Source organism: Streptomyces sp. NPDC090499 (genome assembly GCF_044769305.1).
GTDB lineage: Bacteria > Actinomycetota > Actinomycetes > Streptomycetales > Streptomycetaceae > Streptomyces.
In genome coordinates, this window is the sequence record NZ_JBIVXP010000022.1 from 23,086 (window position 1) to 45,860 (window position 22,775).

A 22,775-nucleotide genomic window follows, 5' to 3' on the forward strand; every position below is an offset into this window, starting at 1 on the left:
TACTGCGGGGTCAGCCGGCCAGTCGGTTGAGCTTGCGGATCTGTCTGTCGAAGGCGTTCGAAGGCACGATCCGGCGCAGGATGCTGACGCGTTTGGCCATCGAGCCGGCGGTGTACCGGAGCTTGGGCCTGGAATCGGTGGAGGCCGCGACGATCACCTTCGCGACAACGTCCGGGGTGTCGGCGTTGCGCACGGCCGCGGCCAGTACGTCTCGGGAGATCTCCCGCTGTGCGGCGTAGACGGGCAGGGGCGAATCGGGTGCCATGCTGCTCGCCTCGAAACTCGTCTTTGTGTAGGCCGGCTCGACCAGCAGCATCCGAACGCCATGCTCGCGAAGCTCGTGATCGACGGACTCGGAGTAGCCCTCGACCGCATGCTTGGCAGCGGCGTAGACGGCCATGAAGGGAGCCGGGATCAGACCGAGTACCGAGGAGACGTTGACCACGCGGCCGCTGCCCTGGGCGCGCATCTGGGGCAGCACTGCGTTGGTCATCCGGATCAGGCCGAAGAGGTTGATGTCGAAGACCTCCATCGCCTGGCTGATCGAGCTCTCCTCGCCGGCGCTGACCGCGCCCACGCCTGCGTTGTTGACCAGGACGTCGATCCGGCCGAACCGATCGATCACCTCTCCGACGAGGGCGCGGACCGACTCGTCGCTGGCCACGTCGAGATCGAGGAACGTCACCCCGGCGAGCGGCTCGGCCTTCGCCGCGTTGCGGCTCGTGCCGACCACCGCGAAGCCGGCGCCCACCAGGGCGAGCGCCGTCGCCCGCCCGATCCCGGAGGAGGCGCCCGTCACGAGGGCCACTCGGTGAGCTGTCTGCATGGTGGTTCCTTGGGTTGTGGGCATGGCTTCGTCGGGCGCGGTGCGGGTTCGCCTGTGCTCGGGCAGACACGGTCCGCACCGATCCTGCAAGTCCGGACCAAGCCTGTCCGGTGAGCTCAGGATGGTTGTGTACTGGACAGTCGGAAACCTAGGCAGTTCTGTACCGACTTGTCAAGAAGGATGGGTCGGCTTTACCGTCTTTGTATGGCCAGACCACGCAGCTTCGACCGCGACCACGTCCTGCATGCCGCCGAGCGGCAGTTCCGCACCTCGGGCTACAACGGCACGAGCGTCGACGACATCAGCGCCGCCACCGGCCTGGGCCGCGGCAGCCTCTACGGCGCGTTCGACGGCAAGCACGGCGTGCTGCTGGAAGCGATGTCCGGCTACTTCGGCCGGCTGGCGCAGGGTCCGCGGAAGATGCTGGACGGACCGGACGAGGGCGCCCTGGAACGACTGCACGCGTACTTGCTCCGCGCCGTCCACGGGGTGCCACTCGCCGCCGACGTACCCCCCGCCCCCGACCGGGCGGGGGCGGCCTGCTTCGCCGCCAAGATGGCCCTGGAGATCGGCGCCTCCGACCCCGAGGTGAAACGCCTGGCCAACGAGTGCTTCTCCGTGGTCCGGGCGGCGGTGGCCGAGTGCGTGCGAGCCGCGCAGCGCAACGGCGACATCGACCCCGACGCGGATCCCCACGACCTCGCCTACCTTCTGCTGACCGTCATCCGCGGCAGCGATGTCGTGGGAGCGTACGGCCACAGCCCCGAGCGCCTGACCTCGATAGCGGAGAGCGCGTTCGCCCTGCTGCCTCGCCCGCACCACACCTGAGAAGAGCACGGCCGACCTCGTTGCACAGGCAGCTGATGCGGTCGGCCCACTTCGACGCCGCAGAGGGTTTGCGCGCCGCCGAGCGGTTGCCTGGGCGGTCGGCGAAGAACTGCGCTCGATTCCAGCAGCGTCACCCGGCGCTCGCGGCACAAGACAACTACTGTAGCCCTCGTCAGGTCCTCGGTGGACCGCCCGAGCGGATACGGCCTCATGCGATCTATTTCAAAATCGATGATTGTCATCAGCTACTACGCTTCAATCTCTGCGGCTTGACTGCTGGCGAGGATACAAACGACATCCTCGCCAGCAGTCAACCTACCTAATGGGATGTGCGGTACGCCGACCTCCGTCGCCGTTCAAAATAACCCGCACTCCCACAACTTCGCCGCAATCCCCCTATGAAGGACGGGCCACATCCGAAGCCAACGCCGCCAGATTGCGAACCTGCCCAATAGCACTCTCACGATCGAAACCTGATCTTAGGATCAGACGCTCCTCGGCAACAGGCAGGATCCGACTCGCGAGAATATCCAGAATCTCTTGGGAGGCGCGGTCTTCGAAATCCCCAAGATCCAGCAAGCCCAAGTTGAGCTCTACAATCTCCCTGAGGCGAGTAGCCAACTCGCCCGACTCAACCAATTCGGCTATCCCGCTAACCACCCAGTCAAACAACCACGACGGCCCGGTCCAGTAACCCCGACCTGAAAGGTCCACCATCCCTGCCATTAAGATCCCTTACCTATCAGAAAGACCCGATCACCAAGCCCGCGCACAAACTGCTCCACCTTGGCGACCTGGGCGGGCGTGAACTGCGAGACATCAACGGGCACATAATACGCCTTGCCGAGATGCCGCACAATTTACTTCTGGAATTGTCCCGCATTCCATTGACGGTCGAAATGCATCCCCGGGGTTGAGTTCGTACGGCTTCGCGGCCACCGGCCCGTCGGGCTGAAGGTAGTAGCCCAGGGCCCCGGGGAGAGCCCTGATCGTCCGTCTTGATCACGGGATTCCGTGGAGGGCGAGAATGGTTTCTGGTCGGGTACGAGCACGTCGGCCGCTGGCGATGTTGGCCCAGCCGGCCCGGTGAAGGGCACCACGGGCGAGGTCGCGTAGCGCGCTCATGACGGCGGGGGTGCGGTGGCGGCGGACCTGGCTGGCGTCCTCGGCGAAGGTGACGTCCTTGGTCCAGTGGACCGTGTTCTCGATGATCCAATGGCCGCGGGCCCAGGCCGCGATCTCGGCTGCGCCTGCCTAATGCGCAGACAGGTCGGTGACAGCGTAGAAGGTCTCGGTCTGCCATCGCTTCGTTCCGATACGGCGCCGCTTGCGGTGGATCCGCACGACCTGGCGGGCGTGGGGGAACAGCAGCCCGTCCACGCTGCAGACCTTCACCTCGCGGACCTCTTCCCGGCCGTGCCCGCGGTCGCGGGAGCGGTGAAGGACGGGGACGTCCCTCCAGGGCAGCGCCCTCAACTGCCGCGCCAATGTGGGCTGGTTGTTCTTTACCGACAGCAGATAGTGGGCCCCTCGGTCCTCGATGACGTAGCGGGCGTGCTCCGTCTGCGCGTGCAGGGCGTCCACGGTGACCACGGCACCGGCCAGGTCCGAATCGTCCACGGCATCCAGCAGCGGGGCGAAGGCGGGGATTTCGTTCGTCTTGGCGCCGATCTCGCGCAGGGCGGCGGTCAGGGCATCACCGTGACGGACGGCGGTGATGACGAATGCCCGGCTGCCGTCGGAGCGGACGGCCCCGCGCAGGCACTTGCCGTCCACCGCGAACGCCTGACGGCGCGGTGGTGGCTGCTCGCTCGCGCGGTGCGCCGCCCGATGGGCGCGGCGCTGTTCACGCTCGCGGACGCCGTCAGGGCCGAGCGCGTCGGCAGGCGTACCAGCCAGCGCGGCCAGGCGCGCGAAACCGGCCGCGGTCAACGCGCCCGGGTCCACCCGGGCGAACACATCGCGCAAAGTCCGTTCGCCCGGCGCCCGGAAGCGACCGGCGAACGGATCGAACGGGCAGCCCAGGCGGGCCAGTACGTCCTGGTCCAAGCGGCGCACCCACTCGGCAATCGCCGTCAGCGAGTTGTGCCCCGCACACGCCATGGCGCACACGCCCACGGCGAGCAGGGTCACCAGCTTGAAGCGCACCCCGCGCCGATCACGCGGATCGGGAACCTGGGCCAGCGCATCGAGCAGCCCGGGCCGGCGCCACCACTGTCCCGGCGGCAGAGAGCATGGGTGTCGCGTCCGGCGCAAGAGACATACGGGATGACGGAGCAACGAGCACGGGGACCTTGCCCTTGTCGACGTCTGTCGGGCAAGCACCGACGAACGGGCGTTTCAGAGCCGAGATGAATCAGAGAGTTGAGGAACGTTGCACCGCAGACACCCGCCGCGCTGACGTCCCGACGGTTACCGGTCCTCGCTCCGGCTGTCCCTGAGGTAGGCGAACAGGCGAACCCAAATGCGCGGACGGCCAGCCATATCTGTGGCGAGAACTGCCGGGTGTGCGGGTGGCGTGCGATGTCGATCATGCACAGGACGGCTGGCAGGATCGCGATCAGCGCAACGATCGCGATCCACAGTGTGGGCGGCGATGTCGTAAAGGAGTCACCCGACGGTCTTTCTGGGAGCGGTGGCGCGGAGGGCGGCCGCGGTGATGACGCCGAACCAGCCGGGCTCGGGTCGTAGATGCGGACGGGGCTTCACGGCGTTTCGGGCGTGAGGATGAAGAGTCCGGCGACCTTTTCGTCAGTGTCGAACGCGACCCGGGCCTTCATGTCGCCGGCCTCGTAGCGCAGCGGGATGTCGACGACTATGTGGTCGCCGATGCGGCGGACGAACGGCTCGCCCTCGCCGAAGCCCTCGAACGTGCCGACGAGTCCGGCGACCGCGGCCAAGCCATCGCCTCGGACCTCGTTGGTGAATGCTGCCAGGACCTCGGCGTTGAACGATTGCCGGGCTTCGTCCATGCGTCCTTCGAGGACGTCCGTGACGATCTGGACAGCGCGTTCCACGGCGTCGGTCATGCGTACTGTCTTGTCCATGGGTTCTCCCGTCCGGGGGTCGATGGGCTTACCGAACCGCTGGAAGGCGGCTTGGCGGGTGACTCCGAGCAGGTCCCCGATCTCCTGCCAGGTGTGGCCGGCGTCCCGGCTTTGCTGCACGCACAGCTTGAGCACCTGTTCGGCCAGGACATCGACATCCTGGGCGCGTCGGACCAGGTCGAGGTAGGACGGCGGGGTCAACGGGCTTCCGACCGACGCCGCCAGGACCGAGCTCTGCTCGGCAAGCAGGGCGCTCAGTGCTGTGAGAGACAGAGGAGCATCGGCCACGTGTAAAGGATGCCTTTACAGAACCCTAGTGTCAAGAAACCCTTGACATCGACCTTGGTCTCCGAGATCTGGGCAGACCAAACGGACGATCAGGACTCTCCCCGGGGCCCTGGGTAGTAGCCCTCGCCGATGCGCAGGACGTCGAGCCCGAACTCCTCGACGCGGCCACTGTTGTCGCCCCCTCCGGAACGCACCGAGTCCCCCACCGCGCCGGCGTACGTCGCGCTTACCCGTCCGGCCGGTCAGTCATTGTCCGCGGGGGCGGGCGGCGGATCGGACGGTCCCCGGCAGGTCAGGCGATCTCGGAGTCGATGCCGGTGATCACTGCGGGGCCGAGCGGCGCGCTGTCCGCGTCGAGCCCGGCGTCCCGCAGCGCGGCAGCCGCGAGCCGCCGCGCCTCACCCTCTGCGTCGGTATTGCTGTCCGCCTCCACGGTGAGCCGGAGGGCGAAGGTGTTGTCGTCGTTGACGGCGAGCACGTCCAGGTCCTCGGCGCTGCCCATCCTGGTGCCGTGCGGATCCGCGGGCCGCAGCGCCCGCCGCAGCCGCTGCCGTGCCGCGTCGTCGACACCAGCGGTGAAGGTGCCGGGCACGGTGATCACGTAGGTGGTCATGACGATCCTTCCGTCGGGTGCCACACCACCTACCCCCAATCACGGCGAGGAGTGCGTCCGTACCCCGGGCGGCCCCACCCGTGCGAAGCGCGGGCCGCGGGAGAGTCGGGGAACATCGGTGCGGCTACGGAGTGCGACCCCTGCACGGTCTTGAAGGGGGCTCCGTCGAGAGCCGACCCGCACGCCCACGGGGGGGGCGCGATGCGTCCCGCCCACGGGGGGGGCGCGATGCGTCGCCCCCCTCCAACCACGCATGTACATGCCCCATACTGCCCGCACGGGAGGCCTACCCAGGGGGAACCAGTGAGAGCTGGATCGATGAGACGGTCAGCGGTGTGCGGCATGCTCCTGCTCGCCCTCACCGGATGCACCGACGGCGACGGACGCCGACCACAGGACGCCCGCCCGCCCGCCGCTACGACCCGGACGTCGGCACCCACGAAGCCGGCGGCCGTCGCCGGCCCGGCTCGCCCGGTGGAAGCGGCGGCGGGGCTCGGACCGGCGGACGAGGTCCTGGCCAGGGTTCTCAGCACCACGACCCTCCCCGCCGGCGCTCTGCGGCCGCCCCGGGAGGCGGTGGTGGTGGTCCGCCGGAACAGCGAGGGCGCCAGGGTCTTCGGATGGATCTCCGGCGACCGCTACTGCCTGGGCCACTCCCGCCAGGAGGCGATCTCCCTGACTTGCGGCCCGTACACGGGCACCGCCACCGTGCCCGCGGCCCGGGCGGGCTACGAGCCCGCGACGGAGGTCGGCCGGATCCAGGGGTTCAACGATGCGCTGTGGTCAACCAACTCTCCCCACCAGTACTACTACTCGCTCGCCGTCATCGTGGACGACGCCGGTCCCTTCCGTCTCACGGGGGCCGACCACCACCGGGGCGTCATCCACCAGGCCGCAGCTCGACTGGCGCCACACCGCGCGGTCACCTTCGTAGAGTGGGGCTACTACGGCCCGGAGATACCGGACGGCGCCAGAGTCTGCAGCACGTCGACCCACCGCTGCATCACCGACTTCGACTGACGGCGCTTCGGCCCGTACGCCCGACGAAGATCCCCCTCGCAGAAGATTGACGTACGCAGGTGCGGCGCTATTGACCTGCCTCACCTCTGAGGTTCCAGTTCTGGTGGCTGGCTGACAGCCCTTCACGGAAGGCTGGAAGTCATGCCTCGTCCCTGTCCTCCGGAGTTCCGGGCGCGCGCCATCACGCTGGTCCGCGCCGGCAAGCAGGCCAGACAGACAGCGGTGGAGCTCGGCATCCATCGCGTCAGGTTGTCGAGGTGGTTCTGGCAGGACGACATCGACAACGGGCGGCGGCCGGGCACGCCGTCGAGCGAGTCTGCTGAGCTGCGGACCGCTCGCCGGCGGATCCGTGAGCTGGAAACCGGGGGCGTTGGTGATGCTGGCGGCCTCGTCTGGGCGCCGGTTGCGCAGCAGCCGGCCGACGGGGACGAGAAGGGCCTCTACGGGGTGCATGGTGTTCCTGTTTCAGGAGTCGGCGATACGAAGGAGCAAGGGGGCGATGCGGAGCAGGTCGACACGCTCGTCGGCGGTGAGCTCGGCGAGCCGGTCGTTCAGCCAGTCCTGCCGGTGACGGCGGGGGGAACGGCGGATGCATCCCGGCCCTGATCCGTCAGGGTGAACAGCACCTTGCGCGTTCGCGAGGTACGAGGACAGGGTGTCGGCGATCTCGCGGTCCTGGTCGGTTCGGCCTTGCGCGGCAGCGTCCGGGTAGAGGTTGCCGAAGAAGTACACGATCTCGCAGCCGTGGTACGCGCCCCGGATGGCATGCAGTCGTAGTCGGGAAGCATGCAGGTGGTGTCGGCGTAACCGCCGGTCAGATCGGTCGTGAGGACGGCTCGGCCGAGCGCCGGGCGTCGGTCACCGCGGCGCCGCTCGCCCGCTCCCCGCCCACCCCGCACCGCCGGGGACCGGGTTGTCCTTGTACCAGCGGGCGAGGAAGTCGAGGAACACGGTGATCTTGCGAGGGGTGGGCTGCCCGGGCCCGTAGATGGCGTAGAGGGGCCGGTCGGGCACCGTGTGGCCCGGAAGCAGCGACCGCAGTCTGCCGGCGATCAGGTCGTCGTGGACCGACCGCTCCGGAAGCAGGGCGATGCCCCGACCGTGTACGGCGGCCTTCTGCAGAGCGATGTAGGAGTTGGACGAGTAGGCGACGTTACGGATCTTGTGCAGGGCCGAGGTGGCCCCGTACCCGAACCGCCAGACGGGCTCGTTGACGTGTGCGAGGCAGTCGTGTGCCGACCGGTCGTTCGGGTGGGTGAGCGCCTCGTGTCTGTCGATGTACTCCGGCGACGCGCAGAGCACGAAGGGCAACGACGTGATCTTCTTGAGGTGGACGCTGGAGTCCCGCAGATCGCGGGTGTGCAGGGCGACGTCGAAGCCGCTGTCCAGGAATTCGTAGGTGCGGTCGGACAGGCCGCCCAGCTCGAACCGTACGGAGATCTTGGGATGGGCGGTGGAGAAGGCGGCGATCACGTCACCGAGGTCGAGGCTGCCGATCCACTTGGGCGAGACGATGCCGAGGCTTCCCTCGGCCCGGTCGTGGACGCACGCGATGCCGGCGTCCTCGGCCTCGATCTCCTTGAGGATGCGGGTCGCGAACTCGGCGTAGCGCACGCCGGCTTCGGTGAGGCTGACCGAGCGGGCCGTCCGGTTGACGAGCCGGACACCGATCTGCCGCTCCAGCTCCGCGACATGGCGCGAGACGAGCGATCCCGAGGAGCTGAGGGATCTGGCTGCCTGACTGAAGCTGCCCGCCTGCGCGACGGTCACGAAACTGTTCATCAGGAGGATGCGGTCCATGGCGTCACCCCGCCGATACGTCGGTTCGTCGGCGGTCCGGCTTGAAGGGCAGTGCCGCAACCGTCGCCCTGATCTCGCGCTGCGCGGTCCCGGGCCCGCCCCACACCACGACGACCTCGGTTCCGGGGGTCGCGCGGCTTTCGTCGATCACACAGAGCGAGATGGTCGACCGGAGGTTCACGCTGACGGTCCGCCCCGTCGAGACGCCCACCGGACGTCCGCCCGCGAGCACCTGGTCGAAGACGGGGCCTCGCCCGCGCGGCAGCTCCATGGGGTCGGGCAGGTCGCCCTCCCCCAGAGCGGCGGTGAGGACGCCGACGACGTCCGCCGTGTTCCAGCGCAGCCCCACGAGGGTCCGCCGGGGTCCCCCGCCCGCCGCGTCCGCCGCCAGCGCGTCCCGCCCGAGGAAGTCCCGGCCGGGTACCCCCTTGCGGAAACCCCAGCCGAGCTCGGCCGGCTTGCGGAAGTAGTCCGTGATGCCGTTCTCCGGCACGTAGCTGCCACCGGGCCTGCCGGTCCTGAACTGGGTGGGCGCACCCGGGGTGAGGATCGAGGCGGGGAGGTAGTCGAGGCCGTTCGTCGCGATGCCGGCCTCGATGTGCTGCACCGGCTGGGATCGCAGGCCGAGCTGGCTGATCCCGAACGGGCGGCCGGCCTCGACGGTCGCCGACCAGATCTCGCCGGCCTGTTCGGCGGGACCGTGGATCTCGTAACCGAGCTCGCCCGAGATCCCGGTGCGCAGGAGCCGCACCGGCACTCCGGCGAGCCGCGACATACGGCTCCGGCTGAAGCCGATGTCACGGAGGCTTTCGCCGGTCAGGTGCTCCAGTGTCGCCAGCGACGCCGGCCCCTGGACGCCGAAGATGAACCGCTCGGGGCTGACGTCCTGGAACTCGGCGTCCCAGTCGCCCTGGCCGAGCTGCCAGATCAGCCAGTCCCCGCTGCCGGCCGTGTACAGGAACTCCTCCTCGGCCAGGCGGCACAGGATGCCCTCGGACGCCACCCGGCCGTGCTCGTCGAGCTGGACGTGGTGCTTGATCTGCCCGTGCTCGAAGCGGGTCAGGTCGCGCATGCCCAGCCAGGCGAGGAAGTCCCGGGCACCCCGTCCCCTGACGACCACCTTGTGCAGGCTGGACCAGTCCCCGAGGTAGCAGGCGCTCACGTGTGCGGCGCTCTCCTCGGTCCAGTTCGTGTACTCCAGGGGCAGGAGAGTCTGCGCGAACTCACCGAAGCCGCCCCGGGTGTTGCTCTTGTCCTGGGCCGCCGCGGCGGGACTGAAGTAGGCCGGCCGCTGGGCGATGAAGGGGGCGCCCTTCAACCGCTGGACCGCGTCGTACGTGGTGCGCTGAATGTCGGCTGTACCCATGACACTCTCCTGCTCGCGGGCGCTGGTGACTCTCGCCGCCCCGGCCCGGTCGTACCGGCCGAGGCGCGGGCGCGCGCGTGACCTCTTCGTTCGTCCCTGACGAAGAAGCCACCAGATCGAGTCACTAGATCGGTTCACTAGATCGGTTAAGTGCGACCGTAACAGACGATTCCACCGATGGCGAAGAACCCGTCGGAGACCAGTTTTCCGAGCAGTGGAGCGGGCGGTACGGGGTCAGACCGACTCGCGCACCACGATCCGGCTGGGCACCGGGGACAGGCCCGCGGTGTCCAGGCCGAGGGCCTCCCGCGCCGCGATCCGCCCAAGGACCTCGGCATCGATACGGACGGTCGTGAGGGCGGGAGTGGACAGGGAGCCGTACTCCGTCTCGTCGAAGCCGATCACTGCCACCTCGTCGGGCACCCGCCGTCCGAGGTCGCGCAGGGCCGTGAGGCTGCGCAGCGCGATGTCGTCGTCGAACGCGGCGAGGGCGGTCACCTCCGGATGCGCCGCGAGCGCCGCCGCCACGGCTACCTCGCCGGCCCCTCGCGGTCGCGGTACGACCAGACGCTCCAGGGGCGGAAGCCCCAGACGCCGGGCCGCCTCCCGGGCGAATCCGAGGCGTGCCCCGGTCAGCGGGAAGTCATGGTCGGGCATGGCCATGGCGATGTGACGGTGCCCGCGTTCCGCGAGGTACCCGATCTGCAGGCCGGCGTTGAAGGCGAATCCGCGCTCCCAGTCCTCGTCGGCGGGCTGGTCACCCCGCATGTAGGCCTCACCGAGCCGGAGGACCGCCCGCGGGACGATGGTGTCCAGATCTTCTTCAGGTTCTCCGGCGCCGCACGCCCGTGCCGGACGAGAAGCACGTGGTCGTGTGCGGCCAGTTCCTCGTCGAGGCCGAGGACGTAGCTCCGGGAGAAGTTGCCTTCCAGGCCGTGGTCGACGTTGAGCACGACGATGCGCGAGGAGCCCTCACGCAGTGCCCGGGCGATCCCGTGCGGGACGTACCCGAGGTCGCGGGCGGCCGCCAGGACGCGTTCGCGGGTGGCGGTGGAGATGGTCTGCCGTGGGTCGTCGTTGAGCACGAAGCTCACCGTCGCCCGCGACACGCCGGACGCCTCGGCCACGTCGGTCAACGTCACCCGGCCGGAACGTGCCATGTCGGACGGACTCCCTCTGCTGCGCGCGCAGCGGCTGTCCACCGTGCGTCGGCTGTCCGTCAACCTTATGGGACTGGATCGATTCAGCCGCGGGCGCCGCCGCATCCTCATCCTCCTCGGCGGTCCCGTCACCCCCGTGAGGGGAGGAGAGAAGACGACGTCCTCTCCTGACGCGTCGCGGACGGATGCCCGCAACGCGTCTGGGCCGGCAACTCGCTGCGCCTGAAGGAGTCCCCGGAATCGTGCAGATAGATGTGGTCCTGGTGAACGACCACTCCGGTGACCGGCTCGCCGAGAAGGCGGGCGACGACGTAGGCGGCGGCCATCCCGGTGACGTCCCTGACCGTTCCCATCGGCAACAGCGAGCGGGTCTCGGCGATGGCCTCGTGTTCGCCGGCCCTGATGAGGACACGGACATGAGGAGCCACACCGTGGGCGGCGATGGCGACGGCGATGTTGTCGAGGTCGTCGGAACCGACCGCGGCGAGTGCGCGGGCCTGCCTCAGGCGCAGCCGGTCCAGTACGTGGCGGTCACCGCCGTTCCCGGTCATGACCGGTATCCCCAGGCTGCGTGCCAGCCGCGCGGCGGATGCCTGCGGGTCCCGCTCGACCCCGACGACGGGGACGCCGAGGCGCCGCAGCTCGACGCAGAGGCGCATGCCCACCTGGCCCATACCGACGACGATGACGTGGCCGGTGCGCGGCAGGGTGCGTGGCCCGATGAGTCCGATCAGCCGGGGACCGAGCATCCGCTCGACGACTCCGGCCGTGAACAGCGCGCTGAAGGCGATGGTGGCGAGCATGGCGAGGGCCGAGAGCACCTGGTACTCCCGGGCCTTCGGCGGAGCCACGGCAGGACCGACGCCCGACACCACGCGCGCCGCGTCGAAGAACGCTTCCGCCGCAGGGTGGCCGTGCCCGGCGAGCCATGCCCAGTCGGCGGCCAGGACCGTCAGCATGGCCAGCATCCCCAGCACCAGCAGGCGGGTGCCGGCGTCGTGCGGCCGCAGTTGGCCCAGCGCTCTGCTCGCGCGGTTCCGCCATCGCGCCTGCGGCCTCTCCTGCCAGTCCTCGACGTACAGGACGTCCTTCGGGACGTCCTTCAGCATGTCCTTCGTGACGTCCTTGTTCTGACGCACCGCCCGGACCTGCCCGTCCTGCCGTCGGACCGCGATGATCCCGGGGTCCAGGGACGGGCCGGCCAGCGCGGGTGCCACCAGGTCGGCCGGCGACGTGATGTCGCACTGCGGCAGCAGGCGGCGCAGTTCGTCGGCCACCGTGCGGTCGAAGACCGTGGCGACCAGCGGGGTCGTGGGCGAGAGGTGCGCGACGGCGAGGGCGTGGCGCAGCGCTGCCACGTCGTCGTGCAGGAGGACGGCCACGCCCCTCGGCCGGCCGCTCATCGCGGTGCGGAGATCCTCGTCTCCGGGCCGGGCGAGATGGTCGACCGTCCGGTGGCCGGCGCACAGCGTGGCACACACGCGGCTGGCCAGATGCGTTTCACCGATCACGATGTAGGGGTGGGCACCGGGGCCCGGCGAGTGCGTGGTCACGTTCCGTGGTTCCTGCCGTAAGAGGGCTTGAGAGGGCCTCGCCACGCCGGCCGTGAGCCGCGTCGGTGTGCCGACAGCGGGGTGCCGACAGCGGTGTGCCGACGGCGTCGACGCTCGGGGCTGTCGCTGAGGGCGAGGTTGTTCGGTCACTCTTGCGGTGGGGAGATGGTACGGGCGCGGAACGCGCGGTGGGCGAAAGCTGAGCTTGCGCGCGACTGGGCGCGATTCACCTCTCGACGGGAAGGTGCAGCAGGTCTTCGCCCAGGACCACCCGGCCGGTGAAGCCGCCTCGCCGTGCACTGTCCTTGAGCAGCCTGCGCCAGGTCGCGTGGGGGACCACCGCCGGGTCGCCGGGGCCGAGATGGGTGGCGACCAGCGTTCGCACGCCGGCCTGCGCCGCGATCCGCCCGAGGTCGGCGACGTCGGTGTGGGTGGCCAGGATGTGGTCGATCAGGGCCTGGGGCAGCCCGAGGCCCGCCAGCCCGGCCGGGTAGACGGCTTCATGCACCAGGACGTCCGCGTGCCGAGCGAGCCCGACCACGTTCGTGTTCGGTGCCGTGTCTCCTGAGAAGACGACGCTGCCGTGTTCGGTGTCGAACCGGTAGGCGTAGGCCGGGAACACCGCGCCGTGCGGGACCAGCACCGCGGTGACCTTGACGTCGTCGTCCTCCATGACGGTGAAGGGGGCCATGTCCGGTGCGGTGTCCGTGGCCGACGCGCCGGTGCTCGCCGGCGGCAGCACGTCGTGGACGCGCAGCAGTGTCATGGGGTCGATGCCCGCGTGCTCGCTCATGAAGAAGGTGGGGGACGCGGCGTACGCCCGCGCCGCCAGCTCCGTCATCTCGACGGTGCCCGGAACCGGGCCGGGAGCGGCGGCGACGGTCGAGGCGATGCCTGCCGGGCCGGGCCCGTGGACGGTGATCGGGGCGGCGAAGCCGACGCCGGCCGAGGCGCCGGCGGCGAGCATGGGGAAGGCGAAGTAGTCCACGACGTGGTCGGCGTGCAGGTGGGTCAGGAAGATGCCGGTGAGCGACGGCATCGACAGGCCCGCCCGCAGGTACTGGCTGACCGCTCCGCGTCCGCAGTCGACCACGTAGGTCCTGCCGTTGACGACCAGCGCGGAGGAGATGCCGTACCGCGTGGCCAGCGGCGCCGGACCGGCGTTGGTGCCCAGCAGGGTCAGGGAGAGCGGGGCGGCGCCGGACGGGGACGCGGATCGTGGCGTGGCCGCGGCCGCGGTCTGGGCACCGCTCCACTGCCCCGCGGCCGCCGCCGCGGTGGCGGCGAGTCCGGCGAGCATCGTCCGGCGCGTGGCCGTCCGGTGCGGCACAGGCCCCGCTTCGGCTGCCTCACGGTTGCTGGACGACATGGAATCTGCGGCCTGGCACATACTCGGGACCTTTCTTCGGCTCACCGGAGCAGGCGTGAGCGCGAGGGGGCCCACGGCTGCGTGACGCAACGGGAGATCTCCGTGATCTCTCCCGTCGCCGTGCCACGGTGTCCAGCGGCCCGGGATCTGTCCACAGCGCGGTACGAAACGGTCCTTCCTGCAGCGCAACATTAGGTACTGCGTTTTCCGCTTGCGCCCCCCGAGCCGACGCACCGACAGGAAGGCCGGGCCGAACCACAGGAAGGCGGTCCTGTGCCGTCCCATAACATCCAGGACATGGCAAGCGAGCGGAGAATGACCGCGACGGACCGGCGGCGACTCATCGTGCGGGCAGCCGGCGAGCTGTTCATCGTGCGGGGCTACAGCGGCGTCTCCATGGACGATGTGCTGGCAGTGGTGGGCGGGTCGAAGGGAACGCTCTACCGGTACTTCTCCGACAAGAGCGCGCTCTTCCGCGCCGCCGTGGAGTCGCTCTGTGACGAGTGGTCGGATCCCTTGCACGCCTTCTCGCCGAGCGGCAGGAGCCTGCCCGAGACCTTGGTGGCCCTGGGCGAGCACTTCGCCTCGATCGTCCTGACCCCGCAGGCCATCGCCCTGCACCGGCTGGTGACCGCCGAGGCGGGGCGCATCCCGGGGATCGGGGACGCGTTCTTCGAGCACGGGCCGGCCGGCGGGTACGCGGTGCTCGGGCGCACCCTGCGGCAGGCGTGCGACGACGGTCTGATCGAGGTCGAGGATCCGCTCCGCGCGGCGGCGCAGCTGTACCAGGCCATGCTGGGAGACGCCCAGATGAGGCTGCTCACCGATGCCCCGTACAAGCTGACGGAGGCCGAGGTGCGCGCGTCCGTCGTCGAGGCGGTGCGGGTCTTCCTCCGCGGGGTGTCCGTCCCTGGGGCCGACGCCCGGGGCTGATGCCGTCCGGCGGCCGACCCCTTGTCCTCTGTTCGTACCGTACCGTACGGTCGCTGCCGCCGTCGGCAGACGCCGGGGCGCGCATCGGGCACCGCACGGAGGGATGACCCATGGGTACGACGACCATCCGGGCCGAGCATGTGGGAAGCATGCTGCGCCCCGCCGAACTGCTGACGGCCCGTGCCGAGGTCCGGCGGGGCACGATGACGGCGGAACGTCTCCGTGAGCTGGAGGACGCTGCCGCGACCGCTGCGCTCAAGCTGCAGGAGGACGCCGGGATGCAGGTGTTCACCGACGGCGAGGTGCGGCGCGACGACTTCATGGCCTCGGTGGTGGAGACCGTCGGTGGACTGGTGCCCGCGGCGGAGTCCGCGGGCCGCCCTCGCTGGCACCGCGACGCCGACGGCGCCGAGTTGGAGGGCGAGGTCGCTCCCGTCACGATCGGCGCCCCGCTGTACCGGCGTACGCCGTTGTCGCTCACCGAGGCGCAGTGGCTGGCCGGGAACTCCCCGGGACCGTACAAGATCACCATGGCCAGTCCCACCATGGTGGCGGGCTTCTGGCGGCCGGGAGTGTCCAGCGCCGTCTACCCGACCCGCGAGGACGCGGTCGCCGCGCTGGCCGGGATCTACCGGCAGGACATCGCCGACCTGCTCGGCTCCGGAGTCACCTGGCTCCAGCTCGACTCCCTGGCCTACTGGGCCAACATCGACCCGGAGGCCGCCCGGATGCGCCGGGTGAAGGACCTGGACGGCCATCTCGGCCATGTCATCGACACCGACAACTCCCTGATCCGCGCGGCGCGTTCGCACCGGCCCCGGGTGACCGTCGCCATGCACTTCTGCCGCGGGAACATGCGCAGCGCCTGGTCCGCCCAGGGAGGCTACGAGCCCATCGCGGAACGCGTCTTCGGCGAGGTCGAGGTCGACCGCTTCCTGCTGGAGTACGACACCGGGCGCTCCGGTGGTTTCGAGCCGCTGCGGTTCGTTCCGCCCACCAAGACCGTGGTGCTGGGGCTGGTCTCGTCCAAGGTGGCGGAGCTGGAGTCGGTCGACACGCTGCGCCGCCGTATCGACGAGGCCTCCCAGTACCTTCCCCTGGAGCAGCTTGCCCTCAGCCCGCAGTGCGGGTTCGCCTCGACGAGTCAGGGGAACCTGCTCACCGTCGACGACCAGCGCCGCAAACTGGAACTGGTGGCCGAGACGGCCCGCCTGGTGTGGGGCTGACGGGCGTTCGAGGGTCGTCGTGCGGCCCCGGTGACGGGTGGTCGGCCGGCCAGTCGCTCACCCACCGGTGATCACCGTTTCGGTGATCAGGTGCCGGACGGCCGCTCGGTGTCCCTCCGGCCCACCCTGGGACGCGATGGCCAGAAGTCTGGCCGCCTTCAGTTCGGTCTCCTCCCACTCCCGGTCGGGATCCGACCCCCAGGTGATGCCCGCTCCGGTCCCGAAGAGAAGCCGGCCGTGCGCCCGGTCGATCCAGAACGTGCGGATGCCCACGGCGAGTTCGCCGGTGCCGCGGTCGGCGTCGACCCACCCGATACCCCCGCAGTACGGGCCGCGCGGCGCGGTCTCCAGCGCCTCGATGATCCGCAGGGCGCTCGCCTTCGGCGCGCCGGTGACCGAGCCCGGCGGAAAGGAGGCCGCCAGCAGTTCCCCCCAGCCGGCACCGTCCCGCAGCTCTCCCCGGACGGTGGAGACCAGGTGCACGAGCCCCGGGTGTTTCTCGACCGCGCACAGTTCGGGGACGGTGACACTGCCGGTCGCGCAGACGCGGCCGAGGTCGTTGCGGACCAGGTCGACGATCATCACGTTCTCGGCGTGGTCCTTGTCGAGGAGGTCGGCCGCGGTGCGTCCGGTGCCCTTGATGGGACCGGACTCGATCACCCTTCCGGTCCGCCGGAGGAACAGCTCGGGGGAGGCCGACGCCACCTCGATGCCGTGCTCCGGCAGGCTGATCATCCCGGCGTACGGCGCCCGGTGGCGCTCGGCCAACAGGTCGGCCAGGGCCTCGATGTCCGCGCCGGGGGTGACAGGGGCGGACAGGACACGGCACAGATTGGCCTGGTACACCTCGCCTGCCGCGATGTGCTCGCGGATGCGCCGCACACCGGCGGTGTAGGCATCCCGGTCCAGAGATGTCGTCCACTGAGCCCGTCCGGGCCCGTTCCACCGGGTTCCGGGGGCCGCGCGTCGCGGCAGCGACCGTACGTCGCGGAAGCGGGCACAGGTCAGCCGGCCTTCAAAACCGGCCACGAGGGCCCACATGCCCTGCGAGTCGAGTGCCTCCGGGTCGGAGGTGACATCGACGAGTCCGCTCATGACGCGACCACCGAACCGGGCTGCGGAGGGGAGATCCTTCATGTCCAACGCCTTCCTGAGCGCAGGGGACGGATCGGTGGCCCCGCGTGGCGCCCGGGGGGGGCGGGCGGGCGCCGACTACGCGGGGACCGCTTCACGTCCGGCGCTCCATTCGGCGGCCTGGAGTGTGTTGACCAGGAGCATGGCTATGGTCATCGGGCCCACTCCCCCGGGAACCGGGGTGATGCGGCCGGCGATGCCGTCGAGTTCGGCGGCACGCACGTCGCCGGTCAGGCCGCCCGGCGTGCGGTGGATGCCGACGTCGATGACGGTCGCGCCGGGCTTGACGTGTTCCTGGCCGATCAGGCCGCGCACGCCGGTGGCGACCACGACGACATCGGCCGGACGGGTCACGGCGGCGAGGTCCGCGGTGAATTCGTGGGCCACGGTCACCGTCGCCCCGCGGCGCAGCAGCAACTGGCTGAGGGGGCGGCCCACGAGTTCGCCCCAGCCGACCACGGCGACGCGGGCACCCTTGAGTTCGATGCCCTCGGCGTCGAGGAGTTCGATGACACCGCTGGGCGTGCACGGGCGCAACCCGCGTTCACCCCGGGCCAGTCGGCCGGCGCTGGCCGTGGTCAGTCCGTCGACGTCCTTGGTGACGGGGATGCGGTCGATCAGCGGCGGGGCGTCGAGCTGTGCGGGCAGGGGCAGTTGGAGGAGGATGCCGGAGACGTCGGGGTCGGCGGCAAGGTCGTCGATGACCGCCGCCACCTCGACCTGCGTGGCCTGGTGCGGTAGATGGCGGTGGATGTCGTGCATACCGGCTTCGCGGATGGCGCGGCGTTTGGCGGCGACGTAGACGGCGCTGGCGGGGTCGTCGCCGACCAGGACGGTGGCGAGCCCCGGTACCTGTCCGGTGGCCGCGGCCGCGGCCACCCGCTCGGCGACCCGGATCCGTATGGCGCGGGCGATCTCCGCGCCGTCGATGGTGTGTGTCATGGTGGCGAACCGCTTTCTGTCGGCGAACGATTCGCCCGGTGGAGAGGACCGCGTGCGGGGACCGCGGCCTGGTGCGGCCACGGTGTACGGCGCCGGGGATCGGGGCGGCGGCGAGCATCGCGGCGGACCGTGCGGAAGTCCGCCGTGTCTGCCGCGTCCGCCGCCCCGACGGCCTGTTCCGGCGCACGACAAGACCACCTGTCCCTGTTCCGGGCGGGTTTCCCTGTCGGGGGTACGAGTGAAGGGTGGTTCAGGCGAAGACGATGGTGTGGTTGCCGTCGCGGATCACCCGGTCCTCGGCATGCCACAGCACGGCCCGGGAGAGCACCGCCCGCTCCACGTCGGCGCCGCGGCGGGTGAGGTCGGCGGCGGTGTGGGCGTGGGTGACGCGGACGACGTCCTGCTCGATGATCGGGCCCTCGTCGAGGTCCTCGGTGACGTAGTGCGCGGTGGCCCCGACCAGCTTCACGCCCCGCTGCTTGGCCTTGGCGTACGGCCCGGCGCCGATGAAGGCCGGCAGGAAGGAGTGGTGGATGTTGATGATCGGCACTGCGGCCTTCGCGATGAAGTCGCCCGACAGGATCTGCATGTAGCGGGCCAGGACGACGAAGTCGACGTTGTTCTTCAGGAGCCGCAGATGCTCGGCCTCGGCCGCCGACTTGTCGGCCCCCTGGCACGGGACGTGGAAGAAGGGGATCCCGAACGACCGTACCTCCTCGGCCAGATCGGGATGGTTGGAGATCACCATCGGGATGCTGACCGGGAGTTGGCCCTGCCGGTGCCGCCAGAGCAGGTCGAGCAGGCAGTGGTCGGACTTGGAGGCGAAGATCGCGACGCGTTTGGGTGCCGACATGTCGCGCAGGGTGCAGCTCAGCCCGAACTCCTTCGCGAGATGCTCGTCGAGGTCTTCGCGCAGCGCGGGCAGGACGGCCTGGAGGCCGGGGAGGGTGAAGACGGTGCGCTGGAAGAAGGCGCCGCCCTGCGGGTTGTCGGAGTACTGGTCGAGGGAGACGATGTTCGCGCCGTGCTTGCTGAGAAGCGAGGTCACCGCCGCGACGATGCCGGTGGCGTCGGCGCCCTGGACGATCAGCGACGCCTGGTGGTCCGCTTCCTTGCCCTTGCCGGTGTTGCCGGCGGGCGCGGTCTGCGTGATCGTCATGCGCGGGCTTCCTTCCTGAACTGGCCGATCCATTCGGAGGTGGCCTTGAGCCCGCCGAACGTATAGAAGTGGATCTTCACCGTGCCGTGCCGCTCCGGGTCGTAGCCGTCCGCCAGGGCGTGCAGGAACCGGTCCGGCCCTGCGGTGCCCATCAGGTTGGTGAGCGACAGGCCGTACTTCTTGGCGATCGAGGCGCTGGTCCCGACGCCGAACCGGGCCGCGTAGCCCATGAGTCGGCGCACCCCGGCCGGGCCGGGTACACCGATGCGGATCGGCAGGTCCATGCCCTCGTCGCGGACGCGCTCGACCCAGGTGAGGACCGGATCGACGTCGAATCCGAACTGGGTGATGATGCTGCCGTCCAGGCCCTGGGCGGCTATGGCCGCGCTCTTGTCGCGGAGCGCCGACCACAGCTTCTCCCCGCTGATGGCGGGGTGGCCCTCCGGATAGCCGCTGATACCGACGTGCCGTACGCCGTGTTCCCGGAGCAGGCCGGACTCGATCAGGGCGAGCGAGTCCTCGTAGGGACCCTCGGGCCGAGTGGGGTCCCCGCCGATGGCGAAGACGTCGGTCTCAGTCCCGTCGGCCTGGAGTCCGGCCAGGAACTGCTCGAAGTCGGCACGCGAGCCGAGCCGGCGGGCCGAGAAGTGCGGGACCGGCACGAAGCCGAGCCTCTTGACCGCGCGAGCGGCATCCAGCCGCATCGGCAGGTTCTCGTTGCCGAGGAAGGTGACGTTGATCCGCGTGCCCTGCGGGATGAGGTGGCTGGCCTCCTCCAGTTTGGGCACGTCCTTGCCGGTCATTTCCAGGGAGAAGTCTTCCAGCAGCGATGTCCTGACCGCCGCGGAAGCCGTACTGAGCTGGCTCATCGTGCTCCTAGTGGTGAGGGACGCGGTCCGGCCGGCAGCCGTGCGCCGAGGCGCCGGTCCGGACCGCGGGGGTACTGCTCCGCGTCAGGCGTTGCGGCGGTATTCGGTGCGGGCGTGGCGGTCGTACGGGCTGGGCTGGACCGTGGCGCGCATGCGCGGGAACCCGAGGTCGGCCTCGGGGTCCGTACCGGTACCGGGGTGCTCGCCCCAGACCACCGCGACCTCGGTGCCGGGCTCGGCGTGCGCGGCGTCGATCAGCGTCTGCGACAGGAGCGTGCCGACCGGGTCGATGGACGCCGTCTGCATCGTGACGCCGGCCAGACCCGCGGAGGTCTCCACCCGGTGGCGGGCGTAGCTGAGCACGAAGCCCGCGTCCGCTCCGCCGCCCAGGACACGGCGCACGTCGTCCGGGTCGAAGACCAGCGTCACCTTCCTGCGCAGTCCGGTGCCCTCCTTGGCCGCGAGCAGGGCGTCGCGGCCCAGGAAGTCGTGGCCGAAGTGGATCAGCTTGCCGTAGCCCAGTTCGTACGGGGAGACGTAGTAATCCTCGATGTCCTCGGAGAAGAAACTGCCGTTCAGAGGGCGCTTGCCCTCGATGCCGAACAGCGGGAGCCACTTGCGGTATTCCGCCAGTTCCGGGTCGGAGTAGATGCCGGGGACGGGCGAGGGGATCCAGCCGCTCTCCACGCTCGGCGTGGCGTACGCCAGGGCGCCGACCTGGATCAGGCCGAGAGGTTCGCCGGCCGTGAGGAACGCGTCGTGCACGTGGGCGGCGTGCTCCCAGGGGCCGATGAACTCGTAGCCGGCCTGTCCGGCCATGCCGTGGCGCAGCGCCTTGAAGGCACGGCCGTCCAGGGTGACCGGCGTGGCGTGGAAGAACTTCGTCTCCGGGATCGGGGCGCCGAAAACCTTCTCGATGAGTTCGAGCGCTCCCGGTCCCTGGATCTGGTAGCGGAACAGCTTCGGATCGCCGCCGCCGGGCCGGAAGGCGCTGGAGGCGTCCGTCTCGAAGGCGACGTCGTAGCCGCCCTGCTCCGCGTGGTACTGCACCCAGTGCTGGGCGGCCGGGATGCCGCTGAGCAGGTAGGCGTTGTCGGCCTCCCGGGCGAGGATGCCGTCGGTGACGATGTGACCGTGGCGGGTCACCGGCACGTACTGCTTCGCCTGCCCGACGGCGAACTTCTCGAAGTTGTTGGCGCCGTGGTCGGCGAGCAGCCGGGTGGCGTCGGGGCCCTCGATCCACAGGTCGTACATGTGGTGCGACAGGTTCAGCAGCGCGACGCCCTCGTGCCAGGCCGCCTGCTCCTGTCGCCATCCGGTGTACTCGCGGGCGACGACCTCCGGGGTCCACGGCTCGGCGCCGGGCTTCCACAGCAGGTCGATGGGCGAGCCGGCCTTGTCGATGCCGTCCTGGAGGCTGGGGATTGCCATGCGGCTCCTTCTTTCATGGAGATCCATCAGGTGACTGAAACAGGTGCTAAATCGATCTAGTTACCGACCGAGAGCGGCCTACTCGGCGGGGATGACCGCAGGAAGCGGAACAGCGGGAAGCGGAACCCCGGTGCTAAATCGATCTAGCGCAAGCTAGCAGAGGCCACTTTCTCCGGCGAGACCCATGAGGCACTTTTCTCGTCAGGCGTCCGGCGGGCCACTCCGGGCGAGAGCGTCCGGCCACCGTCGACCCAGGCCGCGGCCATGCAGACCGCGTGGAGGCTGGAGCGGACATCGTGCACGCGCACGCAGGCCGCCCCGGCGGCCGCCGCGAGCGCGGAGACGGCGGCGGTCGCGGCGTCCCTGGCGCGGGGCGCGGACCCGCCGTCCGCGCATCCGCTCAGCGCCGCGCCGATGAAGCGCTTCCTGGAGGCGCCGACGAGCACCGGGAAACCGGCGGCCCGCACGGTGCGCAGCTCCGCGAGCAGCCGCCAGTCGTGGCCGACGTGCTTGGCGAAGCCCAGGCCGGGGTCGAGGATGATGCGCCCCGGATCCACCCCAGCCGTGACGAGCGCGTCGACACGCCTCAGAAGCTCCGAGACGACCTCGCCCACGACGTCCCGATAGATCGCGTGACGATGCATCTCGCGGCTCGGCGCCCGCCAGTGCATCACGACGTAGGGGACGCCCAGTTCGGCGACGACGGCCGCCATCGCCGGGTCCGCGAGACCGCCGCTGACGTCGTTGACCAGGCACGCCCCCGCCTCGACGGCGGCGTACGCCACCTCGGCGTGCATGGTGTCGACGCTGACGGACAGTCCGGCGCGCGCCAGTGCTCGCACCACCGGCACGACCCGGGACAGTTCCTCCGCCACCGGGATCGGCTCGGCCCCCGGACGCGTCGACTCCCCGCCCACGTCGACGAGGTCGGCGCCTTCGCGGGCCATCCGCAGGCCGTGGCGCACCGCGCGCCGCGTGCCGGCATGACGGCCGCCGTCGGAGAACGAGTCCGGCGTCACGTTCAGTATCCCCATCACGAGGCACCTGCCGGGCCGCGGAAGCCCGTCGGGGAGCTCGGAGGGCGGTCGGAGGGCGGCAGGGGATTCCATCTCGATCACGGCTCGGGAACCTCCTCGGCCCGCGGATCGGGACCTGCGGGCAGGCACTGCTCAATCGATATGACGGTGAGGTTACATGAATTCGCTAAATCG

The 22,775-nt window shown here is 70.1% G+C and carries 20 protein-coding genes and 2 pseudogenes; 5 read left to right on the forward strand and 17 right to left on the reverse strand.

Going from position 1 to position 22,775, the window contains the following annotated elements; genetic code table 11:
* Positions 1 to 10 precede the first annotated feature (10 nt).
* A complete protein-coding gene (locus tag ACIQVL_RS44235; protein ID WP_403478309.1) occupies positions 11 to 826 on the reverse strand; it encodes an oxidoreductase in 816 nt (271 codons plus the stop codon).
* 204 nt (positions 827 to 1,030) lie between these two features.
* Here ACIQVL_RS44235 and ACIQVL_RS44240 point away from each other — a divergent pair, with 204 nt between their 5' ends.
* The gene (locus ACIQVL_RS44240) at positions 1,031 to 1,654 is read left to right on the forward strand and encodes a TetR/AcrR family transcriptional regulator (RefSeq protein WP_403478310.1); all 624 of its coding nucleotides are present in this window, start codon (positions 1,031 to 1,033) and stop codon (positions 1,652 to 1,654) included.
* Between the two features lie 396 nt (positions 1,655 to 2,050).
* Here the strand turns inward: ACIQVL_RS44240 and ACIQVL_RS44245 are convergent, their stop codons facing one another.
* The 4 genes and pseudogenes from ACIQVL_RS44245 to ACIQVL_RS44260 all read right to left on the reverse strand — a co-directional run bounded on the left by ACIQVL_RS44245 (position 2,051) and on the right by ACIQVL_RS44260 (position 5,602).
* On the reverse strand, positions 2,051 to 2,380 hold the full coding sequence (locus tag ACIQVL_RS44245) for a hypothetical protein (RefSeq protein WP_403440847.1): 330 nt from the start codon (positions 2,378 to 2,380) through the stop codon (positions 2,051 to 2,053).
* 276 nt (positions 2,381 to 2,656) lie between these two features.
* Positions 2,657 to 3,941: pseudogene (locus ACIQVL_RS44250) on the reverse strand (ISAs1 family transposase).
* A gap of 418 nt (positions 3,942 to 4,359) precedes the next feature.
* Positions 4,360 to 4,989, reverse strand: coding sequence for a DUF3887 domain-containing protein (locus ACIQVL_RS44255; RefSeq protein ID WP_403440844.1), 630 nt, complete (start codon positions 4,987 to 4,989; stop codon positions 4,360 to 4,362).
* Between the two features lie 292 nt (positions 4,990 to 5,281).
* A complete protein-coding gene (locus ACIQVL_RS44260) occupies positions 5,282 to 5,602 on the reverse strand; it encodes a hypothetical protein (protein WP_403440841.1) in 321 nt (106 codons plus the stop codon).
* 318 nt (positions 5,603 to 5,920) lie between these two features.
* Here ACIQVL_RS44260 and ACIQVL_RS44265 point away from each other — a divergent pair, with 318 nt between their 5' ends.
* Positions 5,921 to 6,622, forward strand: coding sequence for a hypothetical protein (locus ACIQVL_RS44265; protein WP_403440838.1), 702 nt, complete (start codon positions 5,921 to 5,923; stop codon positions 6,620 to 6,622).
* Positions 6,623 to 6,763: 141 nt separating this feature from the next.
* Positions 6,764 to 6,982, forward strand: a pseudogene (locus ACIQVL_RS44270) (transposase); the annotation flags it as partial.
* A 498-nt stretch (positions 6,983 to 7,480) separates the two neighbouring features.
* Here ACIQVL_RS44270 and ACIQVL_RS44275 read toward each other — a convergent pair.
* The 6 genes from ACIQVL_RS44275 to ACIQVL_RS44300 form a co-directional block, all read right to left on the reverse strand.
* The gene (locus tag ACIQVL_RS44275) at positions 7,481 to 8,422 is read right to left on the reverse strand and encodes a LysR family transcriptional regulator (RefSeq protein ID WP_403440836.1); all 942 of its coding nucleotides are present in this window, start codon (positions 8,420 to 8,422) and stop codon (positions 7,481 to 7,483) included.
* A 4-nt stretch (positions 8,423 to 8,426) separates the two neighbouring features.
* Positions 8,427 to 9,788, reverse strand: coding sequence for an aminomethyl transferase family protein (locus ACIQVL_RS44280; protein WP_403478311.1), 1,362 nt, complete (start codon positions 9,786 to 9,788; stop codon positions 8,427 to 8,429).
* Between the two features lie 234 nt (positions 9,789 to 10,022).
* A complete protein-coding gene (locus ACIQVL_RS44285; protein ID WP_403478312.1) occupies positions 10,023 to 10,445 on the reverse strand; it encodes a substrate-binding domain-containing protein in 423 nt (140 codons plus the stop codon).
* A complete protein-coding gene (locus ACIQVL_RS44290; protein ID WP_403478313.1) occupies positions 10,421 to 10,948 on the reverse strand; it encodes a LacI family DNA-binding transcriptional regulator in 528 nt (175 codons plus the stop codon). The genes ACIQVL_RS44285 and ACIQVL_RS44290 overlap by 25 nt, the downstream gene beginning before the upstream one ends.
* 128 nt (positions 10,949 to 11,076) lie before the next feature.
* Positions 11,077 to 12,501 (reverse strand): NAD-binding protein, encoded by a 1,425-nt coding sequence (locus ACIQVL_RS44295; RefSeq protein WP_403478314.1) that lies wholly within the window; start codon positions 12,499 to 12,501, stop codon positions 11,077 to 11,079.
* Between the two features lie 226 nt (positions 12,502 to 12,727).
* The gene (locus ACIQVL_RS44300; RefSeq protein ID WP_403478315.1) at positions 12,728 to 13,801 is read right to left on the reverse strand and encodes an MBL fold metallo-hydrolase; all 1,074 of its coding nucleotides are present in this window, start codon (positions 13,799 to 13,801) and stop codon (positions 12,728 to 12,730) included.
* A gap of 366 nt (positions 13,802 to 14,167) precedes the next feature.
* Between ACIQVL_RS44300 and ACIQVL_RS44305 the strand changes: the two genes are divergently transcribed.
* On the forward strand, positions 14,168 to 14,803 hold the full coding sequence (locus ACIQVL_RS44305; protein ID WP_403478316.1) for a TetR/AcrR family transcriptional regulator C-terminal domain-containing protein: 636 nt from the start codon (positions 14,168 to 14,170) through the stop codon (positions 14,801 to 14,803).
* A 110-nt stretch (positions 14,804 to 14,913) separates the two neighbouring features.
* Entirely contained in the window at positions 14,914 to 16,029 is a 1,116-nt protein-coding gene (locus ACIQVL_RS44310) for a cobalamin-independent methionine synthase II family protein (RefSeq protein WP_403478317.1), read from the forward strand.
* A gap of 57 nt (positions 16,030 to 16,086) precedes the next feature.
* Here the strand turns inward: ACIQVL_RS44310 and ACIQVL_RS44315 are convergent, their stop codons facing one another.
* The 6 genes from ACIQVL_RS44315 to folP all read right to left on the reverse strand — a co-directional run bounded on the left by ACIQVL_RS44315 (position 16,087) and on the right by folP (position 22,598).
* Positions 16,087 to 17,166 carry a chorismate-binding protein gene (locus tag ACIQVL_RS44315; protein ID WP_403478318.1) on the reverse strand — a complete coding sequence of 360 codons (1,080 nt, stop codon included), beginning with the start codon at positions 17,164 to 17,166 and terminating at the stop codon, positions 16,087 to 16,089.
* A 75-nt stretch (positions 17,167 to 17,241) separates the two neighbouring features.
* A complete protein-coding gene (locus ACIQVL_RS44320; protein ID WP_403478319.1) occupies positions 17,242 to 18,105 on the reverse strand; it encodes a bifunctional 5,10-methylenetetrahydrofolate dehydrogenase/5,10-methenyltetrahydrofolate cyclohydrolase in 864 nt (287 codons plus the stop codon).
* 250 nt (positions 18,106 to 18,355) lie between these two features.
* On the reverse strand, positions 18,356 to 19,264 hold the full coding sequence (gene purU, locus ACIQVL_RS44325) for a formyltetrahydrofolate deformylase (RefSeq protein ID WP_403478320.1): 909 nt from the start codon (positions 19,262 to 19,264) through the stop codon (positions 18,356 to 18,358).
* Positions 19,261 to 20,133 carry a methylenetetrahydrofolate reductase gene (locus ACIQVL_RS44330; RefSeq protein ID WP_403478321.1) on the reverse strand — a complete coding sequence of 291 codons (873 nt, stop codon included), beginning with the start codon at positions 20,131 to 20,133 and terminating at the stop codon, positions 19,261 to 19,263. The genes purU and ACIQVL_RS44330 overlap by 4 nt, the downstream gene beginning before the upstream one ends.
* A gap of 84 nt (positions 20,134 to 20,217) precedes the next feature.
* Positions 20,218 to 21,564, reverse strand: coding sequence for an aminomethyl transferase family protein (locus ACIQVL_RS44335; protein ID WP_403478322.1), 1,347 nt, complete (start codon positions 21,562 to 21,564; stop codon positions 20,218 to 20,220).
* Between the two features lie 143 nt (positions 21,565 to 21,707).
* Positions 21,708 to 22,598, reverse strand: a complete 891-nt coding sequence (folP, locus tag ACIQVL_RS44340; protein WP_403478323.1) for a dihydropteroate synthase — start codon at positions 22,596 to 22,598, stop codon at positions 21,708 to 21,710.
* Between the last annotated feature and the right edge of the window lie 177 nt (positions 22,599 to 22,775).

Excerpts from the sequence above, each read along its gene's own strand:
- ACIQVL_RS44235 (WP_403478309.1), bottom strand. The coding sequence starts at position 826 with ATGCAGACAGCTCACCGAGTGGCCCTCGTGACGGGCGCCTCCTCCGGG.
- ACIQVL_RS44240 (WP_403478310.1), top strand. The coding sequence starts at position 1,031 with ATGGCCAGACCACGCAGCTTCGACCGCGACCACGTCCTGCATGCCGCC.
- ACIQVL_RS44245 (WP_403440847.1), bottom strand. The coding sequence starts at position 2,380 with ATGGCAGGGATGGTGGACCTTTCAGGTCGGGGTTACTGGACCGGGCCG.
- ACIQVL_RS44260 (WP_403440841.1), bottom strand. The coding sequence starts at position 5,602 with ATGACCACCTACGTGATCACCGTGCCCGGCACCTTCACCGCTGGTGTC.
- ACIQVL_RS44265 (WP_403440838.1), top strand. The coding sequence starts at position 5,921 with ATGAGACGGTCAGCGGTGTGCGGCATGCTCCTGCTCGCCCTCACCGGA.
- ACIQVL_RS44275 (WP_403440836.1), bottom strand. The coding sequence starts at position 8,422 with ATGGACCGCATCCTCCTGATGAACAGTTTCGTGACCGTCGCGCAGGCG.
- ACIQVL_RS44280 (WP_403478311.1), bottom strand. The coding sequence starts at position 9,788 with ATGGGTACAGCCGACATTCAGCGCACCACGTACGACGCGGTCCAGCGG.
- ACIQVL_RS44285 (WP_403478312.1), bottom strand. The coding sequence starts at position 10,445 with ATGCCCGACCATGACTTCCCGCTGACCGGGGCACGCCTCGGATTCGCC.
- ACIQVL_RS44290 (WP_403478313.1), bottom strand. The coding sequence starts at position 10,948 with ATGGCACGTTCCGGCCGGGTGACGTTGACCGACGTGGCCGAGGCGTCC.
- ACIQVL_RS44300 (WP_403478315.1), bottom strand. The coding sequence starts at position 13,801 with ATGCTCGCCGGACTCGCCGCCACCGCGGCGGCGGCCGCGGGGCAGTGG.
- ACIQVL_RS44305 (WP_403478316.1), top strand. The coding sequence starts at position 14,168 with ATGGCAAGCGAGCGGAGAATGACCGCGACGGACCGGCGGCGACTCATC.
- ACIQVL_RS44310 (WP_403478317.1), top strand. The coding sequence starts at position 14,914 with ATGGGTACGACGACCATCCGGGCCGAGCATGTGGGAAGCATGCTGCGC.
- ACIQVL_RS44315 (WP_403478318.1), bottom strand. The coding sequence starts at position 17,166 with ATGAAGGATCTCCCCTCCGCAGCCCGGTTCGGTGGTCGCGTCATGAGC.
- ACIQVL_RS44320 (WP_403478319.1), bottom strand. The coding sequence starts at position 18,105 with ATGACACACACCATCGACGGCGCGGAGATCGCCCGCGCCATACGGATC.
- purU (WP_403478320.1), bottom strand. The coding sequence starts at position 19,264 with ATGACGATCACGCAGACCGCGCCCGCCGGCAACACCGGCAAGGGCAAG.
- ACIQVL_RS44330 (WP_403478321.1), bottom strand. The coding sequence starts at position 20,133 with ATGAGCCAGCTCAGTACGGCTTCCGCGGCGGTCAGGACATCGCTGCTG.
- ACIQVL_RS44335 (WP_403478322.1), bottom strand. The coding sequence starts at position 21,564 with ATGGCAATCCCCAGCCTCCAGGACGGCATCGACAAGGCCGGCTCGCCC.
- folP (WP_403478323.1), bottom strand. The coding sequence starts at position 22,598 with ATGGGGATACTGAACGTGACGCCGGACTCGTTCTCCGACGGCGGCCGT.